At 57.2% G+C, this 16,781-nt stretch carries 16 protein-coding genes and 1 other annotated feature; of the genes, 6 read left to right on the top strand and 10 right to left on the bottom strand.

Going from position 1 to position 16,781, the window contains the following annotated elements:
• Positions 1-16 precede the first annotated feature (16 nt).
• Together QLG21_RS06055 and ybaK are read left to right on the top strand one after the other, a co-directional pair.
• Positions 17-811 (top strand): TraB/GumN family protein, encoded by a 795-nt coding sequence (locus QLG21_RS06055; RefSeq protein WP_042320851.1) that lies wholly within the window; start codon positions 17-19, stop codon positions 809-811.
• A gap of 199 nt (positions 812-1,010) precedes the next feature.
• Positions 1,011-1,490: a Cys-tRNA(Pro)/Cys-tRNA(Cys) deacylase YbaK gene (ybaK, locus tag QLG21_RS06050; protein ID WP_058609274.1), complete on the top strand. Its 480-nt coding sequence runs from the start codon at positions 1,011-1,013 to the stop codon at positions 1,488-1,490.
• 120 nt (positions 1,491-1,610) lie between these two features.
• Here ybaK and ushA read toward each other — a convergent pair whose 3' ends face one another.
• Entirely contained in the window at positions 1,611-3,263 is a 1,653-nt protein-coding gene (gene ushA / locus QLG21_RS06045; RefSeq protein ID WP_282484057.1) for a bifunctional UDP-sugar hydrolase/5'-nucleotidase UshA, read from the bottom strand.
• A 164-nt stretch (positions 3,264-3,427) separates the two neighbouring features.
• On the opposite strand from ushA, the gene QLG21_RS06040 reads away from it, so the two are divergent.
• On the top strand, positions 3,428-4,648 hold the full coding sequence (locus tag QLG21_RS06040) for an MFS transporter (RefSeq protein ID WP_282484056.1): 1,221 nt from the start codon (positions 3,428-3,430) through the stop codon (positions 4,646-4,648).
• 232 nt (positions 4,649-4,880) lie between these two features.
• Positions 4,881-6,557, top strand: a complete 1,677-nt coding sequence (gene ybaL, locus QLG21_RS06035) for a YbaL family putative K(+) efflux transporter (RefSeq protein ID WP_006176955.1) — start codon at positions 4,881-4,883, stop codon at positions 6,555-6,557.
• 80 nt (positions 6,558-6,637) lie between these two features.
• Here the strand turns inward: ybaL and QLG21_RS06030 are convergent, their stop codons facing one another.
• The 9 genes from QLG21_RS06030 to QLG21_RS05990 form a co-directional block, all read right to left on the bottom strand.
• Entirely contained in the window at positions 6,638-7,942 is a 1,305-nt protein-coding gene (locus tag QLG21_RS06030) for an inosine/guanosine kinase (protein ID WP_282484055.1), read from the bottom strand.
• 62 nt (positions 7,943-8,004) lie between these two features.
• The gene (gene hemH, locus QLG21_RS06025) at positions 8,005-8,967 is read right to left on the bottom strand and encodes a ferrochelatase (protein WP_006176953.1); all 963 of its coding nucleotides are present in this window, start codon (positions 8,965-8,967) and stop codon (positions 8,005-8,007) included.
• A 124-nt stretch (positions 8,968-9,091) separates the two neighbouring features.
• Positions 9,092-9,736 carry an adenylate kinase gene (adk, locus tag QLG21_RS06020; RefSeq protein WP_006176952.1) on the bottom strand — a complete coding sequence of 215 codons (645 nt, stop codon included), beginning with the start codon at positions 9,734-9,736 and terminating at the stop codon, positions 9,092-9,094.
• Positions 9,737-9,954: 218 nt separating this feature from the next.
• Entirely contained in the window at positions 9,955-11,829 is a 1,875-nt protein-coding gene (htpG, locus tag QLG21_RS06015) for a molecular chaperone HtpG (protein ID WP_137271698.1), read from the bottom strand.
• A 111-nt stretch (positions 11,830-11,940) separates the two neighbouring features.
• Positions 11,941-12,546 carry a recombination mediator RecR gene (gene recR / locus QLG21_RS06010; protein ID WP_006176950.1) on the bottom strand — a complete coding sequence of 202 codons (606 nt, stop codon included), beginning with the start codon at positions 12,544-12,546 and terminating at the stop codon, positions 11,941-11,943.
• Complete coding sequence (locus QLG21_RS06005; protein WP_003858972.1) at positions 12,546-12,878, bottom strand: YbaB/EbfC family nucleoid-associated protein; 333 nt, start codon at positions 12,876-12,878, stop codon at positions 12,546-12,548. The genes recR and QLG21_RS06005 overlap by 1 nt, the downstream gene beginning before the upstream one ends.
• Positions 12,879-12,931: 53 nt before the next feature.
• Positions 12,932-14,857, bottom strand: coding sequence for a DNA polymerase III subunit gamma/tau (dnaX, locus tag QLG21_RS06000; RefSeq protein ID WP_282484054.1), 1,926 nt, complete (start codon positions 14,855-14,857; stop codon positions 12,932-12,934).
• Positions 13,538-13,602 (bottom strand) — a sequence feature (DnaX frameshifting element). Its footprint overlaps the gene before it by 65 nt.
• An 88-nt stretch (positions 14,858-14,945) precedes the next feature.
• Positions 14,946-15,497, bottom strand: a complete 552-nt coding sequence (gene apt, locus QLG21_RS05995) for an adenine phosphoribosyltransferase (protein WP_282484053.1) — start codon at positions 15,495-15,497, stop codon at positions 14,946-14,948.
• 151 nt (positions 15,498-15,648) lie between these two features.
• Positions 15,649-16,026: a DUF454 family protein gene (locus QLG21_RS05990; RefSeq protein WP_006176946.1), complete on the bottom strand. Its 378-nt coding sequence runs from the start codon at positions 16,024-16,026 to the stop codon at positions 15,649-15,651.
• Between the two features lie 50 nt (positions 16,027-16,076).
• Between QLG21_RS05990 and priC the strand changes: the two genes are divergently transcribed.
• Both priC and rsmS read left to right on the top strand, forming a co-directional pair.
• A complete protein-coding gene (gene priC, locus QLG21_RS05985) occupies positions 16,077-16,604 on the top strand; it encodes a primosomal replication protein N'' (RefSeq protein ID WP_006176945.1) in 528 nt (175 codons plus the stop codon).
• A 12-nt stretch (positions 16,605-16,616) separates the two neighbouring features.
• Complete coding sequence (gene rsmS / locus QLG21_RS05980) at positions 16,617-16,775, top strand: pleiotropic regulatory protein RsmS (RefSeq protein ID WP_088207828.1); 159 nt, start codon at positions 16,617-16,619, stop codon at positions 16,773-16,775.
• The last annotated feature ends 6 nt before the right edge of the window (positions 16,776-16,781 follow it).

The following is a 16,781-nucleotide window of genomic DNA, read 5'->3' as shown; positions in this document are numbered from 1 at the left end:
CATTCATGGAGCGCGTATGAGTCTGATTCATCGTATAAAAGCATCGTTTCGCGCCCTGTTTCCCCGCCGTTATGCCTGGCCCGGTATGGATATTGCCCTCCCGGGCGGCCAACTGTTGCACCTGGTTGGCAGTATTCATATGGGCACGCAGGATATGTCTCCCCTGCCTTCCGGCCTGCTTAAACTGCTGAAAAATGCCGACGCGCTGGTCGTTGAGGCGGATATCTCAGGTCAGGAGTCGCCGTTTGCCGGGCTGGAAAGCGATACCCCTCTGGCTGCGCGACTGAATGCGACGCAGCTGGCGGAACTGGAGCGTATCGCAAATGAAACCGGCGTGTCGCTGACGATGCTGGATACGCTGCCGCTGTGGCAAATTGCCATGGTACTTCAGGCCACCCAGGCGCAGCGTCTCGGTTTGCGCGGGGATTACGGCATCGATTATCAGCTGTTGAACGCGGCCCGCGCGCGCCGTCTCGCCATTATCGAGCTGGAAGGTACGGACAGCCAGATCGCCCTGCTTCGCCAGCTTCCCGATGATGGCCTGATGCTGCTGGATGATACCCTGACCCACTGGCACACTAACGCCCGTCTGCTGCAAACGATGATAGGCTGGTGGCTTAATGCCCCGCCTGCGGACAGCACGCTGGCGCTGCCTTCGACCTTTAGCGAGTCGTTGTACGATGTGCTGATGAACGCGCGTAACCAGGCATGGCGCGAGAGGCTGCATGCGCTGCCCGCCGGGCGATACGTCGTCGCGGTCGGCGCGCTGCATTTATACGGTGAAGGAAACTTACCGTCGCTGCTGAAATAAAAAAATGGCCAATATCTCTATTGGCCCGTCAAAGAGGAATTTCATCGTTTTTATTATGCCGAAGGAGACCTTCGGTTGAGCCGATTGTCGCTCAAAGTGACCATCACTGCCAACACTATTGCGCAAGATGGTGCTATTTTTTAGACAACCGTCAGGCGTATGCTGCCAGCATGAAATGTCTGATGTGAGAAGGATAGCTATGACTCCCGCCGTTAAATTACTCGAAAAAAACAAGATTACTTTCCGGATCCATACTTACGATCACGATCCGAACGAAACCAATTTTGGTGATGAAGTGGTGCGTAAACTGGGGCTGAACGCGGACCAGGTTTACAAAACGCTGCTGGTCGCGATGAATGGCGACATGAAGCACCTCGCCGTGGCGGTAACGCCGGTGGCCGGTCAGCTGGATCTCAAAAAAGTCGCCAAAGCGCTGGGGGCCAAAAAGGTCGATATGGCGGACCCGATGGTTGCGCAACGCACCACCGGCTATCTGGTCGGCGGGATCAGCCCGCTCGGGCAGAAAAAACGCCTGCCCACGCTGATCGATGCCCCTTCGCAGGAATTTGACACCATCTACATTTCAGGCGGCAAGCGCGGGCTGGATATTGAACTGGCCGCGAGCGATCTGGCAAAAATGCTCGACGCGAAGTTTGCGGATATTGCGCGCAGGGAGTAAAAAAAAGCCGGGTGGCGGCTACGAGGTAAAAGCAAAACGGTAACAGGCGTTACCGTTTTTTATGTTCGCGCCCTCTCCCGGTGGGAGAGGGTTGGGGTGAGGGCATCAGGCCGCACAACGCTACTGCCAGCTTACCTCGCCTTTCGGCTCGTACGCGTTCACGTCAATCGGTGAATTCTGCTCTATAAACTGCTTCAACACTTCCGCATCGATAAAGCCAGTGTTCACATAGCCGGGTTTGTTATCGATATGCGGATAGCCGTCGCCGCCGGTGGCGTTAAAGCTTAACGTCGCCATACGGTAGGTTTTAGCAGGGTCGACCGGCTCGCCTTTGATTTTGAGATCGTTAAGCTTGCCGTCTTTCGCCACAAAGCTAACGTTGGCAAACTGCGGATAGGCGCCAGAGTCCGGTTTCATTTGCGCCACGGCGGTCAGGTAGTCTGTCACCTCTTTGCCGCTCATATCGACATAGACCACGATGTTGCCAAACGGCTGAACCTTCAGCACGTCTTTATAGGTGATATTGCCGCCCTCGATAGAGTCACGAATGCCCCCGCCGCTCATCACGCCAAAGTCTGCCCCGGTCCGCGCAATTTGCGCTGCCAGCACCAGATGGCCCATGTTGGTCTGCACGAAGCGGACCTTACTGCGATCCCCTTCCAGGCGACCGTTGAGGGTGCCGATCTTAACGTCCAGCTGCGCTTTGCCCTTGCTCTGGAACGGCGTCAGCAGGGAGAGCATCTGCTGGTTTTCCGGGATTTCCGGGGTGTAGAGCACGCGCTCGCTTTTACCGTCCGGGTAGGTCACTTTCTTCTTCAGGTTGACCGGAATCAGCTGGTAGTGCACCAGTTTCATCTCGCCGTTGCGGAATTCAAAGTCCGCGCGGCCCACATATTTGCCCCACTCATGCGCCTGGACAATCCAGATGCCGTTCTGACGGTCTGGCGCGCACGGCGTGCCCGGCACGTAATCCACCTGTTTTTTGTTCTCTGATGCCATGCACACCGGGTCCTGTGAGTGACCGCCCACAATCATTGCCAGCGAACCGGCAGGCAGGCTGCGCGCCATCTCGACGTCACCCGGCGCATTGGAACCGTGCTCGCCGTTGTCGTAGTGGCCCATATGGGTCGTGGCGATGATCACATCCGGCTTCTCGTTCTGCTGCAGCTCCTGGATAACCAGCTTCGCTTCGTCTGCCGGTTTGCGGAATTCAATATCGGTAAAGAATTCAGGATTGCCTATTTTCGCCGTATCGTCGGTCGTTAAGCCAATCACCGCGATGTTAAGACCCTGACGCTTGAACAGCGCCCAGGGTTTAAACAGACGTTCGCCGGTACTTTTCTGGTAAATATTGGCGGAGAGGAACGGGAATTTCGCCCATTTTTCCTGCTGGCGCAGCACGGTCAGCGGATTATCAAACTCATGGTTACCGACGGCCATCGCGTCGTAACCGATTAAATTCATGCCGCGGAAATCGGGTTCGGCATCCTGTAAATCCGACTCCGGCACGCCGGTATTAATATCCCCGCCCGACAGCAGAAGCACGCTTCCGCCCTCAGCCGCCACCTCTTTACGAATGCCATCCACCAGCGTTTTTTGCGCAGACAGGCCATATTCACCGTATTCACTGCGCCAGAAATGGCCGTGATGATCGTTAGTATGCAGGATGGTAATTTTATAGGTTTTGTCTTGTTCGTACGCCTGCGCGGGCAGGCTTGCCATGCCCCACGCGGCAAGCAGCGCCAGCGCGACGCCAAGTTTAATAAACTTCATCTTCTCTCTCCCTGACCCATAGACAAACGCAAAAATTACAATGAGTAATCAGAATAGACAAATATGTTTTCAGAATTGCGACTTTCTTCAAATGTCGGGGACGGGTATGTTAGTCGGATAATAATTACACCCTGCATTTCTAATAACAAAACGACGTGGTATTTATGGCAATCAGTGAATCAACCCAGCCCGCGACGGGCGCTCCGGCGTCGCCGCCAGCCTCGCGCACCTCTTTTAAAGTATTAGGCGCAATCAGTCTTTCTCATCTGCTCAACGACATGATCCAGTCGTTGATTCTGGCGATCTATCCGCTGTTGCAGTCTGAGTTCTCATTAACCTTCGTACAGATCGGGATGATCACCCTCACCTTCCAGCTGGCCTCTTCGCTGCTGCAACCGGTGGTGGGCTACTGGACGGATAAATACCCGATGCCGTGGTCACTGCCGATTGGCATGTGCTTTACGTTAAGCGGGCTGGTATTGCTGGCGATGGCGGGCAGCTTCGAGGCGGTGCTGATAGCCGCCGCGCTGGTGGGTACCGGCTCATCGGTCTTCCACCCGGAATCGTCCCGCGTGGCGCGTATGGCCTCTGGCGGCCGTCACGGGCTGGCGCAGTCGCTGTTCCAGGTCGGCGGAAACTTTGGCAGCTCTCTAGGCCCGCTGCTGGCCGCGGTGATCATCGCCCCTTACGGTAAAGGTAACGTGGCGTGGTTTGTGCTCGCCGCGCTGCTGGCGATCGTTGTGCTGGCGCAGATCAGCCGCTGGTATGCCGCTCAGCATCGCGTGAACAAGGGCAAGCCCGTCGTGAAAGTGGTTAACCCTCTGCCGCGCAATAAGGTCATCCTGGCCGTATCAGTGCTTCTGGTGCTGATATTCTCCAAATATTTCTATATGGCGAGCATCAGCAGCTATTACACCTTTTATCTGATGCAAAAATTTGGATTATCGGTACAAAACGCCCAGTTCCACCTCTTTGCCTTCCTGTTTGCGGTGGCTGCCGGCACGGTAATTGGCGGGCCTATTGGCGATAAAATCGGGCGTAAATATGTGATTTGGGGCTCTATCCTCGGCGTTGCGCCCTTTACGCTTGTTTTACCGTACGCAAGTCTGGAATGGACCGGGATTTTAACCGTTATCATTGGTTTTATCCTCGCATCGGCCTTCTCGGCGATTCTGGTCTACGCACAGGAGCTGTTACCGGGGCGTATCGGTATGGTTTCCGGGCTGTTTTTCGGTTTCGCTTTCGGTATGGGCGGCCTGGGTGCTGCGGTACTGGGGATGGTTGCGGACCATACCAGCATCTTCCTGGTCTATAAAATCTGTGCTTTCCTCCCACTTCTGGGGATGTTGACCATATTCCTGCCTGACAATCGTCACAAAGCGTAGTTTATCGGCCGCCAAAGTTAAACTTTGGCGGCCACACTTCCTGATGTTGTAAGGCTTCCCTCCTGTTCCCCCCGGCGAATTTATCAAAATCTGCTTTTTTTCACGCTTATTGCTGTTTTATTCAAATTTCAACAATTATTCATAAACATAAGCGCGAAAATTGTCATAAACTATTACTCGGCTTTTTGGTATTTACGCCAGAAATGGAACACCCACGACGAAAGGAGACGGAATGCACCACGCCACACCGCTTATCACCACCATTGTAGGTGGACTTGTGCTCGCTTTTATCCTTGGCATGATTGCCAACAAACTTCGTATTTCTCCTCTTGTAGGTTATTTATTGGCGGGTGTGCTGGCGGGACCCTTTACGCCGGGTTTTGTGGCGGATACCAAACTGGCACCTGAACTGGCGGAATTGGGCGTGATTTTGCTGATGTTCGGCGTGGGATTGCACTTCTCACTGAAAGATCTCATGGCGGTAAAGTCTATCGCCATACCGGGAGCGATCGCCCAGATAGGGGTGGCAACGCTGCTGGGGATGGCGCTTTCGGCAGTGCTTGGCTGGTCGTTGATGACCGGCATTGTATTCGGACTGTGTCTCTCAACCGCCAGTACCGTGGTGCTGCTGCGCGCGCTTGAAGAGAGGCAGTTGATAGACAGCCAGCGCGGGCAGATCGCCATTGGCTGGCTGATTGTGGAAGATCTGGTGATGGTCCTGACGCTGGTCCTGCTGCCTGCCGTCGCCGGAATGATGGAAAAAGATAACGTCGGCTTCGCCTCGCTGGCGCTGGATATGAGTATAACCATCGGTAAGGTTGTGGCGTTTATCGCCATCATGATGGTCGTGGGCCGCCGCCTGGTGCCGTGGATCATGTCCCGCAGCGCCGCAACCGGGTCTCGCGAGCTGTTTACCCTGTCCGTGCTCGCGCTGGCGCTGGGGATTGCCTTTGGTGCCGTCGAATTATTCGACGTCTCCTTTGCGCTGGGCGCGTTCTTCGCCGGGATGGTGCTGAACGAATCCGAACTGAGCCACCGCGCGGCGCATGACACCCTGCCGCTGCGCGACGCGTTTGCGGTGCTGTTCTTTGTCTCCGTCGGGATGCTGTTTGACCCGCTGATCCTGATTGACCAGCCGCTGGCCGTCCTCGGCACCCTGGCGATTATCATCTTCGGCAAGTCGGTTGCTGCCTTCTTCCTGGTACGGATGTTTGGCCACTCGCCGCGTACGGCGCTGACCATCGCCGCCAGCCTGGCGCAGATCGGTGAGTTCGCCTTTATTCTTGCCGGCCTTGGCATGGCGCTGAATCTGCTGCCGCAGGCCGGACAAAATCTGGTGCTGGCCGGGGCCATCCTCTCGATAATGCTCAACCCGGTGCTGTTCGCGCTGCTCGAAAAATACCTCGAGAAAACCGAAACGCTGGAAGAACAGACGTTCGAAGAGGCCACGGAAGAAGAGAAGCAGATCCCGGTGGATATTTGTAACCATGCCCTGCTGGTCGGCTTTGGCCGCGTCGGCAGCCTGCTCGGCGAGAAGCTGATGGCTCAGGGCATTCCGCTGGTGGTGATTGAAACCTCGCGTACGCGGGTTGATGAGCTGCGCGAGCGCGGCATCCGCGCCGTGCTGGGCAATGCAGCCAATGAAGAGATCATGAACCTGGCGCATCTGGACTGCGCCCGCTGGCTGCTGCTGACCATTCCTAACGGCTACGAAGCGGGTGAGATTGTCGCCACCGCCCGTGAAAAATGCCCGAACATCGAGATAATCGCGCGCGCCCACTATGACGACGAAGTGGATTACATTACCGAGCGCGGGGCTAATCAGGTGGTGATGGGCGAGCGTGAGATTGCCAATACGATGTTCACGCTGCTGGAGAAACCGCCGATTGAAGAGGCGGTGACGGGTTAAAAAAGCCTGCTGGCGCTACGCTAAGCAGGCCTACAGGTAGCCCCGGTAAGCGTAGCGCCACCGGGGTTTTCTTTTAGCAATCAACGATCCCAGTACGCCTCTTCGAGGCTATCTTCCCGTTCCGGCAGGCCACGCGTTAAGCGCGGGGAGTGCTGGTTGAGCACCTGATAACTCACGCGGTTCGCGTACTTACACACCTGCGCCAGCGACGAATAGGTCAGCCAGCTGAACTTGTGCTTGCTGGAGTTCGGCACGTTGGTTTTATGGTAGGCATTGGCGGTAATATCGTGGAGCAGCGCCGCCAGCGCACCGTCGCCCGCGCCGTTGGTGTTCATGATTTTCTCCGGTCCGCCCATATACGGCGCGATGTGGGAGAAAATACGCAGCGGGTTAACGCAGTCTTTGTGGCGCATCGCGCGGCTAAATTCGTACTGGTTGAACTCGGCAATCGCGCCCGGCAGCAGCGGATGCTGGGTTTTACGCTTGCTCTCTTCTTCCGTAAAACCCGCCATATACAGCCCAACCGGCCCGGCGGTACAGAGCACCAGATCCACCCAGTCCAGCGCTTTATCTGACGCCAGCAGCGGATCGCTTTCGCCGGTCAGCGCTTCGGCCTCTTCTTCGTTCATCGCCAGAATCGAGACGTGATCTTTCAGGAAGGTCTGCCACCACTGCGGATTATCGGCAATCACAAACTTCGTGCCCAGCGTCAGGACAACCGGCACGTTGTATTTTTTGGCATACTCGATCGCCTTCATGGTCGCTTCCGGCATAGGCTCACCGGGCTTGCAGCGCACCAGATAGGAGGTAAGCACCAGCGCAGACGCGCCCGCAATCACCGCTTCCGGGATGCTCTCTGCGCGCAGCTTGTTCATGTGCCCTGGGCTGATGGCGAACGTACGCTCGCCGGAGTCGCTAATCAGCGTGAAGCAGCGGCCAATCGGTCCGTCGACGCCCTGCAGATAGTTCAGATCGGTACGGCTGGAGGTGTTGCACAGGTAGCGGTAGGCGTAGCCGCCGATTTCGATGTTGCTGCACATCACGCCCAGCAGCACCGAACGGTCGTCGGCCAGCACGGAGTAGTTGTGCATGGTGTTGCCGATGGTGCCCCCGGCAAACTGGTGGGTGATGAGATTTTCACGCACCAGCTCCTGGTACAGCGCCTCGGCGACGTCATCTTCGATGACCAGCGAGTGTCCGGCGCTCAGACCGTAACGCGCGACAAACGCATCATCCACTTTGGCTTCGATGTCCACCAGCGTCTGATCGATACCGACCACCCAAGCTGCGCTGGTCTCGGTTTCCGGCTGAATTTGCTGCAAAAGCGGATCGCGGGCGTTGACGGGAAAGTAGTGTTTGGATTTACGTTTACCGGGAAATTTCATGGTCTGAACTGTGCAAGGATTATGGGCCGGGAATGGTAGCACAAACCCGGCCTTCAGCGCGATCAGCGGCTTTGAGTCACCAGCGAGGCCATCATCTCGATGTGTTCCGGCGAGTCGTTAAGTGCCGGAATGTACTCGTACTTTGTCCCCCCGGCTTCAAGGAAGAATTCGCGGTTTTGTACCGCAATTTCCTCGAGCGTTTCCAGGCAGTCCGCCGCAAAGCCCGGCGACATCACCTGAATATGCTTCACGCCTTTCTCGCCAAGCATTTTGAGGGTTTCGTCGGTGTACGGCGTCAGCCACGGCTCGCGGCCAAAGCGCGACTGGAAGGTCATCATCACCTTTTCGGGCGGCAGGCCGAGCGCAGAGACCAGCTCGCGCGTGGTATCGCGGCAACGCTGCGGGTAGTCGTCCCCTTCGTTGGCAAACCGCTGGGGGATGCCGTGATAGGAGAGCAACAGCAGGTCCGGCTCGCCATGTTTTTCAAACGACGCGCGCGCGCTGCTGGCAAGCGCCTTGATGTACAGTTCGTTATCAGCGTAGTCGCGAATAAAGGTCACGCCCGGAATGCGACGGCGGGTTGCCAGGATGCGCGCCAGCTCATCCCAGACGGCAGCCACCGTGGAACAGGAGTATTGCGGATAGAGGGCCAGCACCACAATGTGCTCAACGCCCTGGGCCAGCAGCGCATCGACGGCGCTTTTCAGGGAGGGTTTGCCGTAGCTCATCCCCAGCTCAACGGGCATATCCGGCAGACGGGCGGCCAGGGCTTTCTCCTGACGACGGCTGTAGACCATCAGCGGCGAGCCTTCTTCCATCCAGACGGACTGGTACAGCTTTGCCACGCGCGGGGAACGAATCGGCAGAATGACACCACGCAGCAGCGGCCACCACAGCAGTCTTGGGGTATCCACGACGCGCGTGTCGCTTAAAAATTGGCGCAGGTAACGCTTTACCGCGTCCGGAGTGGGTGCTTCTGGAGTGCCAAGATTGGCAAGCAGGATGCCGGTTTTCGCCTGACTCATTCACGCCTCTTAACCATTTGAATAGGGGTCAATTGTAGCGGAAATGTGGGTAAACGAAACCCATTGCTGTAATAGGTGGGATGAGAATTTTTCTCACCCGGAGAGCCGGGTGAGAAAAGTGCACTTAGCCGAGGATTTTTTCCAGCTCTGCACGCACGTCAGCGACAGGCTGAGTCCCGTCAACTTTCGCGTATTTGGTGTTACCCGCTTCCGCTTCTTTAGAGTAGTAGCCGATCAGCGGCGCGGTCATCTGATGGTATTCCACCAGGCGCTTACGCACGGTCTCTTCCTGGTCATCTTTACGGGTGGTCAGCTCTTCGCCAGTCACGTCGTCTTTGCCTTCAACCTTAGGTGGGTTGAATTTGATGTGATAAACGCGGCCAGAGGCAGCGTGCACGCGACGGCCAACGATACGGTCAACGATCAGCTCGTCCGGTACGTCGAACTCCAGAACGTAGTCCACGGTGATGCCAGCGTCTTTCATGGCGTCAGCCTGTGGAATGGTGCGCGGGAAACCGTCCAGCAGGAAACCGTTGCGGCAGTCTTCCTGCGCAATGCGCTCTTTCACCAGGGCGATAACCAGCTCGTCGGTGACCAGCTTGCCCGCGTCCATGATGTCTTTCGCCTGTTTACCCAGCTCGGAGCCAGATTTAACAGCGGCACGCAGCATGTCACCGGTAGAGATTTGCGGAATACCGTATTTCTCCATGATGAACTGAGCCTGAGTTCCTTTACCCGCGCCCGGAGCGCCAAGCAGAATAATACGCATTGCGAAAATCCCCTCAAAAGTTGGTTCAATTTTTCAAAAACGCTAAACAATACCATCAGAACGGATGTGGCTCAAGGAAGGCGGGACGGCTGAAACGGTTAACGGGGGAGATTATTTGGCGGAGTGTGGTCTGTTGCCCTCACCCTACCCCTCTCCCACAGGGAGAGGAAACTTTTACACCCTCTCCCTGTGGGAGAGGGCGGGGGTGAGGGAAATTGTTACGCCAGCAGCAGCGCATTCACACGTTTAATGAACAGGTTAGGATCTTCCAGCGTACCGCGTTCAGCCAGCAGGGATTGATCCAGCAGAAGCTCAACCCACTCGGCAAAGCGTGCTTCGTCCTGGGTATCCGCCGCGCGTTTCACCAGCGGGTGATCCGGGTTCAGCTCGAAGATATATTTCACTTCCGGCATCGCCTGGCCCGCTGCCGCGAACAGTTTTGCCATCTGGGTACCCATTTCGTCGGCGTCGGTGGTGACAATCGCCGGGGTGTCGGTCAGGCGGTGGGTAAAGCGCACCTCTTTGACGCGATCGCCCAGGAAAGTTTTCACGCGCTCAATGAACGGCTCCAGCGCTTTCTCCGCTTCTTTCGCGCTTTCGTCCACTTCATCTGCCAGCTTGTCGATAGACTCGTCAGCTTTCGCAACGGACTGGAAGGATTTACCGTCGAACTCGGTCAGGTAGTTCATCATCCATTCGTCGATGCGGTCAGACAGCAGCAGAACTTCGATGCCTTTCTTACGCAGCAGCTCCAGGTGCGGGCTGCTCTTCGCTGCGGCGTAGCTGTCGGCGGTGATGTAGTAGATCTTCTCCTGCCCTTCCTTCATGCGGGAGACGTACTCTTCCAGCGACACGGTCTGCGCGGAGGAGTCGTTATGCGTGGAAGCAAATCGCAGCAGTTTAGCGATCGTTTCAACGTTGGCGGTGTCTTCCGCCGGGCCTTCTTTCAGCACCAGGCCGAACTGTTTCCAGAAGGTCTGGTATTTTTCCGCGTCGTCTTTCGCCAGTTTTTCCAGCATCTGCAGCGTACGTTTGGTCAGCGCGTTACGCAGGTTGCGGGTCACAGTGCTGTCCTGCAGGATCTCACGGGAGACGTTCAGCGGCAGGTCGTTGGAGTCAATCAGACCACGGGTGAAGCGCAGGTAGTTCGGCATGAACTGCTCGGCGTCGTCCATGATGAATACGCGCTGCACGTACAGCTTCAGGCCGTGCTTGTGATCGCGGTTCCACATATCCCACGGTGCCTGCGCCGGGATATACAGCAGGCTGGTGTACTCCTGCTTCCCTTCTACGCGGTTGTGGCTCCAGGTCAGCGGATCGGTAAAGTCGTGGGCGATGTGCTTGTAAAACTCGTTGTACTCGTCGTCTTTAATTTCAGACTTGTTGCGCGTCCACAGCGCCTGCGCCTTGTTGATTTTTTCCCAGGAGACAACGGTTTCACCGTCTTTCTCTTCCTGCTTTTCAATCTCAACCGGCAGCGCGATGTGATCGGAATATTTGCTGATGATCGAGCGCACGCGCCAGTCGTTCAGGAAATCATCTTCGCCTTCGCGCAGGTGCAGGGTGATCTCGGTGCCGCGATCCGCTTTGGTAATGTCGTCAACGGTGTACTCGCCTTCGCCTTTAGATTCCCAGAGCACGCCGTTTTCAGCGCTTTCGCCTGCCGCGCGGGTGCGCACGGTGACTTTATCCGCCACGATGAACGCCGAGTAGAAGCCCACGCCGAACTGGCCGATCAGCTGGCTGTCTTTCGCCTGATCGGAGCCCATGGACTCCAGGAACGCTTTGGTACCGGATTTGGCGATGGTCCCGAGATGGTCGATCACCTCGTCACGGTTCATCCCGATGCCGTTATCGGCGATGGTCAGGGTACGGTTCTCTTTGTTGAACGAGACGCGCACGCGCAGTTCGCCGTCGCCCTCGTACAGGTCCGGGTTGGACAGCGCGCGGAAGCGCAGCTTGTCCGCCGCATCCGAGGCGTTGGAAATCAGCTCACGCAGGAAGATTTCTTTATTGGAATACAGGGAATGGATCATCAGGTGCAGAAGCTGTTTTACTTCTGACTGGAAACCGCGGGTTTCTTGTCCTTTCATCTAAGTCGACCTCAACAATGCCATTTAATGGGGTTGTAAAAACGTTGAGTCAGAGATGGGGATAAGGGGGGGAATTTTCAAGCGAAGGCGGCGAACGCCGCCTCCGTTTGGTCAGAAATTAATCTTGTGACGACCGGCCAGAGAGTGCGACAGCGTGGTGCCATCGACCATCTCCAGCTCACCGCCCACCGGCACGCCGTGGGCGATACGGCTGGCGTCAACGCCATACTGCCCGCACAGCTCGGCAATATAGTTAGCGGTTGCCTCGCCTTCCACCGTTGGGTTGGTGGCGAGGATCACCTCTTTGATCGTTTCCGATTCAAGACGCTGTTCGAGCCTGTCCAGACCGATATCGTCCGGGCCAATTCCGTCCAGCGGGGAAAGATGGCCCATCAGCACGAAATAGCGGCCAGAGAACTGCCCGGTTTGCTCAATGGCGTAGATGTCCGCCGGACTCTCCACCACGCAAATCTGACCATTTTCCTGACGACGTGGGTTCGTACAGATGTTACACACGTCCTGCTCGGTAAAAGTACGGCAGTCCGCACAGTGACCAATTTCCGACATGGCGCGGGTCAGAGCCTGCGCCAGGCGCATCCCGCCGCTGCGGTCGCGCTGCAGGAGCGTGAACGCCATGCGCTGGGCCGACTTCGGGCCAACGCCCGGCAGGCAGCGCAGCGCTTCCATTAACTGCGTGAGCAGCGGACTGGTTTGCATCAGAATGGCATCTTGAAGCCCGGCGGCAATTGCATACCGCTGGAAACAGAGGCCATTTTCTCTTTCTGAGTCTCGTCGATACGGCGCGCAGCATCGTTAAACGCAGCTGCCACCAGATCTTCCAGCATCTCTTTGTCGTCTTCGAGCAGGCTTGGGTCGATTTCAACGCGGCGGCAGTTGTGCGCACCGTTGATGGTCACTTTGACCAGACCTGCGCCAGATTCACCCGTGACTTCCAGCTGAGCGATCTCTTCCTGCATCTTCTGCATTTTTTCCTGCATCTGCTGAGCCTGCTTCATCAGGCCACCCAGACCGCCTTTTCCACCAAACATAGGCTTCTCTCTCTTTCACGATTAATGATTAAAACCGTAAGTCAGACTCACGATCAAATGGGGCGAATACTCTCTTCATCCAGGTCCGCGTCGAAGAACCGGCGCAGGGTCTGGATGTTGTTATCCGCAACAATCGACTCGCGCGCCTGCGCGAGCTTCTCTTCATAAATTGCCTGTCGCCACTCCAGCGGCGTTTTTACTGCCGGATTATCATCTTCAATGATAGTCAATTCAACCGACGATCCCTGTAATGCGCTGAGCGCTTCCGCCAGCGCTTTTTGCGCGCCAGGGGAATTGAGGTGGCGTTGACCAGGACGCAGATGCAGACGCACCTGATTGCCGTCCTGCTCTTTCCAGGCGTTCAGCGCGACCTGCTCTACCAGCTTCGGCAGCTGCAGTTTGCTGACCTCGGCGGCCCAGGCGTCGCGCTCAATGGATTCTTCGGCGAGCTTCGCGGAAAGCTCCGGCGTTTTTTCGTGCTCCAGCGCCTTTTTCAGCGCTTTCGGCGTGGCAACCTCAACCTTGACCTCTTGCACGATCGTGGTTGCTTTCCAGCGGTAAGCCTCTTCTTTCACCGGGGCTTTCTGCTCGAGCGCGGACGGCACAGGGCGCGACTGAACGCGCTCCGTTACCGAGGCCAGTCGTTCAAGCGCGGCGTTGTTCACCGGCCGCGCTCTTGAAGGCGCTGCCGGTTCACTCTTTTTTGGTTTGGTTACTCCCTGCGCGCGCTGCAACTGGCTGCGGGCGGCAAGTACCGAACTGGTGGCATCCGACAGCGGCACGTTTTGCGGCGGCGGCGTCGGCTGCGGGGGCACCTGCTGCGGCGACATCACCGCGGTAGGGGCAACGGGCGCAAAGGACTGCCGCGGAACGTCCAGCTCCGGCAGCGGCATGCGCGGGTGAAACGCCAGCGCACGGAGCAGCGTCATTTCAACGCCCATGCGGCGGTCCGGCGCGAACGGCAGCTCTTTACGGCCAATCAGCAGCGTCTGGTAGTACAGCTGGACATCGGCAGGCGGCACGGTGCGAGCCAGCTCGCGCATCCGCTGTTCGATGGTCGCCATGTCCGCCCCGATGGCCGACGGAGAAAGTTGCAGCATGGCCACACGGTGCAGCAGGCCGAGCATCTCCACCAGCAGCGATTCCCACTCCACGCCACGCGCGGCGGCTTCGTTCACCAGCGACATAACGCGTTCGCCGTTGGCGGCAATCATCGCCTCGATGAGAGACAGCGCCTGATCGTCGTCCAGCGTGCCGAGCATGGTGCTGACCGCGTCGGTCGAGAGTTTGCCATCACCGCTGGCAATCGCCTGGTCGGTAAGGCTTAATGCATCGCGCAGGCTGCCGTCCGCCGCACGCGCCAGCAGCTGCAGGGCGCGAGGCTCGTGGACGATCTTCTCTTCGTCGAGAATGTGTTCGAGCTGGGCGCGGATCTGTTCAACGTCCAGCGCCTTCAGGTGGAACTGCAGGCAGCGGGACAGGATCGTCACCGGCAGCTTTTGCGGATCGGTGGTCGCCAGCAGGAATTTCACATGCGCAGGCGGCTCTTCCAGCGTTTTCAGCAGGGCGTTAAAGCTGTGGCGCGACAGCATGTGCACTTCATCGATCAGGTAGACCTTGAAGCGACCGCGCGCCGGTGCGTACTGGACGTTGTCCAGCAGATCGCGCGTATCTTCGACTTTCGTGCGCGAGGCAGCGTCGATTTCGATCAGATCGACAAAACGTCCCTGCTCGATTTCACGGCAGTTATCGCACACGCCGCACGGCGTGGCGGTGATCCCGGTTTCGCAGTTCAGTCCTTTTGCCAGCAGACGGGCAATAGAGGTTTTACCGACGCCGCGGGTGCCGGAAAAAAGATAGGCGTGATGGATGCGACCTAGCGACAAGCCGTTCGCCAGGGCCGTCAGCACATGTTCCTGACCGACAACGTCAGCAAAGGTTTGTGGTCGCCATTTACGGGCTAACACCTGATAACTCATGGGCAGGCTCTGCAACGCTGGAAGGTGGATTTATGGAGGGGAATGCTATCACAACCTCACCCATTGAGCGAGGCTGTGAGAACCGGGATTAATGACCCGGGAAAGGCACCAGGCAATAGCTGGTAATGCCCTGTTTTTCCAGGCGCTGTTCGCCACCCAGATCGAACAGGTTGATGATGAAGGCCGCGTCGGTCACTTCCCCACCCAGACGACGGATCAGCTTCACGGTTGCTTCGATGGTGCCACCGGTTGCCAGCAGATCGTCCACCACCAGCACTTTATCGCCGAGCTTGATAGCATCGACGTGGATTTCCAGCTGATCGGTGCCGTATTCCAGTTCGTAGCTTTCTGCGATCGTTTCACGCGGCAGTTTGCGCGGCTTACGTACCGGCACAAAGCCTACGCCCATCGCCAGCGCAACCGGTGCGCCAAACAGGAAGCCACGGGCTTCAGTCCCTACGACTTTGGTGATCCCGGCGTTTTTATAACGTTCGACCAGCAGTTCAATGCTGAGCGCATACGCTTTCGGGTCTTCCAGCAAGCTGGTGACATCGCGGAAAAGAATGCCAGGCTTTGGATAATCCTGGATACTTTTGATGCTGTTTTTCAGATATTCAAGCTGCTGTGCAGTTGCGGTCATCGGTTTGTGCCTAAATGAAACAGTGTTACTCACGGCGCGCAGAGAGTCGGTCAAGGTAACAATTGTTTAACCTTTAACCAGGCGTGCCTGTGCTCGAAAACGGTCGAATTTACTGGCTGCGGACAATAATTGCAACAGCCAGGATAAGGGTTCAGTGCTTTTGTTGCTTTTCATCAACCACGGGGATCCGCCACATAAAGATCAGCAGGCAGGTGAGGATCGCCAGTAGCAGGATGCGCACCCACAGCATGTTGACCAGCCACAGTGAAATGGCGAAGGTAACAAGAATGACCGCAATCGCGCGCGGCTTGGCCCCGGGCGGCATCGCACGGTGCTGTTGCCAGTGACGCAGATAGCCGCCAAACCACGAGCGATACAGCAGCCAGTGGTGAAAGCGCGGCGACGAGCGGGCGAAGCACCAGGCCGCCAGCAGGATAAACGGCGTTGTCGGGAGCAAGGGCAAGACCACGCCCAGCGTGCCGAGGACTACCGCGAGCCAGCCAATGATGATTAAAATAGTACGCTGCATAATGCGAATCGTTATCAAACTGAACGGCTACTTTACCACTGGAGAGCGTATTGAAAACAGCCTTGCTTCTGGAGACGCTGCAAAATCAGCTGACGGCCCTACGGGCTCAGGCCACGCCGCTGATGGGCCATGCCACGCTGAAGCCGCGCTTTGACAGGCAGCTCTTTCGTACCCGCAGCACTTTAATTCAGGATTATCTCGCGGAATCCCAGACCCATCTCGACGAGCTGCGCCACGCTGTAGAGAGCGGGCAGCAGGAACAGGTGGCCTGGCTTGCGGCGCATCTTACCGAGCAGATCACCGCCCTGCACCGTGAAATTGCCGCCTGGCCGCTGCGCGTCTGGGACACCGCCTCCCCGGGCCTCGGAAAATGGCAGCGCAAGCGGCTGGAGAACCAGGAGTTCGAGCGCCGTCTGTTTGAGATGAAACGCGAGCGCGAGACGCGGCTTAACGCCGCCGAAACGCTTGAAGAACAGCAGTTATTGATGCGCGAAATTACCGCGCTGGAAGGGCGTATCGTCCGCTGTCGTCAGGCGCTGGACGAGATTGAACGCGTCATTGAACGGTTGACCCGCTAACAGGAGCAGGACATGTCACTCGAAAATGCACCCGATGAGGTCAAGCTGGCCGTGGATTTGATTATGCTGCTGGAGGATCACGCTATTCCGGCAGAGACGGTGCTGAAGGCGCTGGAGATTGTTAAGCGGGATTTTGAGGGAAAATTACCCTCACCCCGGCCCTCTCCCTGAGGGAGA

The sequence above is a fragment of the Enterobacter sp. V87_3 genome (assembly GCF_029967835.1).
Taxonomy (GTDB): domain Bacteria; phylum Pseudomonadota; class Gammaproteobacteria; order Enterobacterales; family Enterobacteriaceae; genus Enterobacter; species Enterobacter cancerogenus.
The sequence above is the reverse complement of the archived record's forward strand: the minus strand, read 5'-3'. Positions and strand labels throughout refer to the sequence as shown.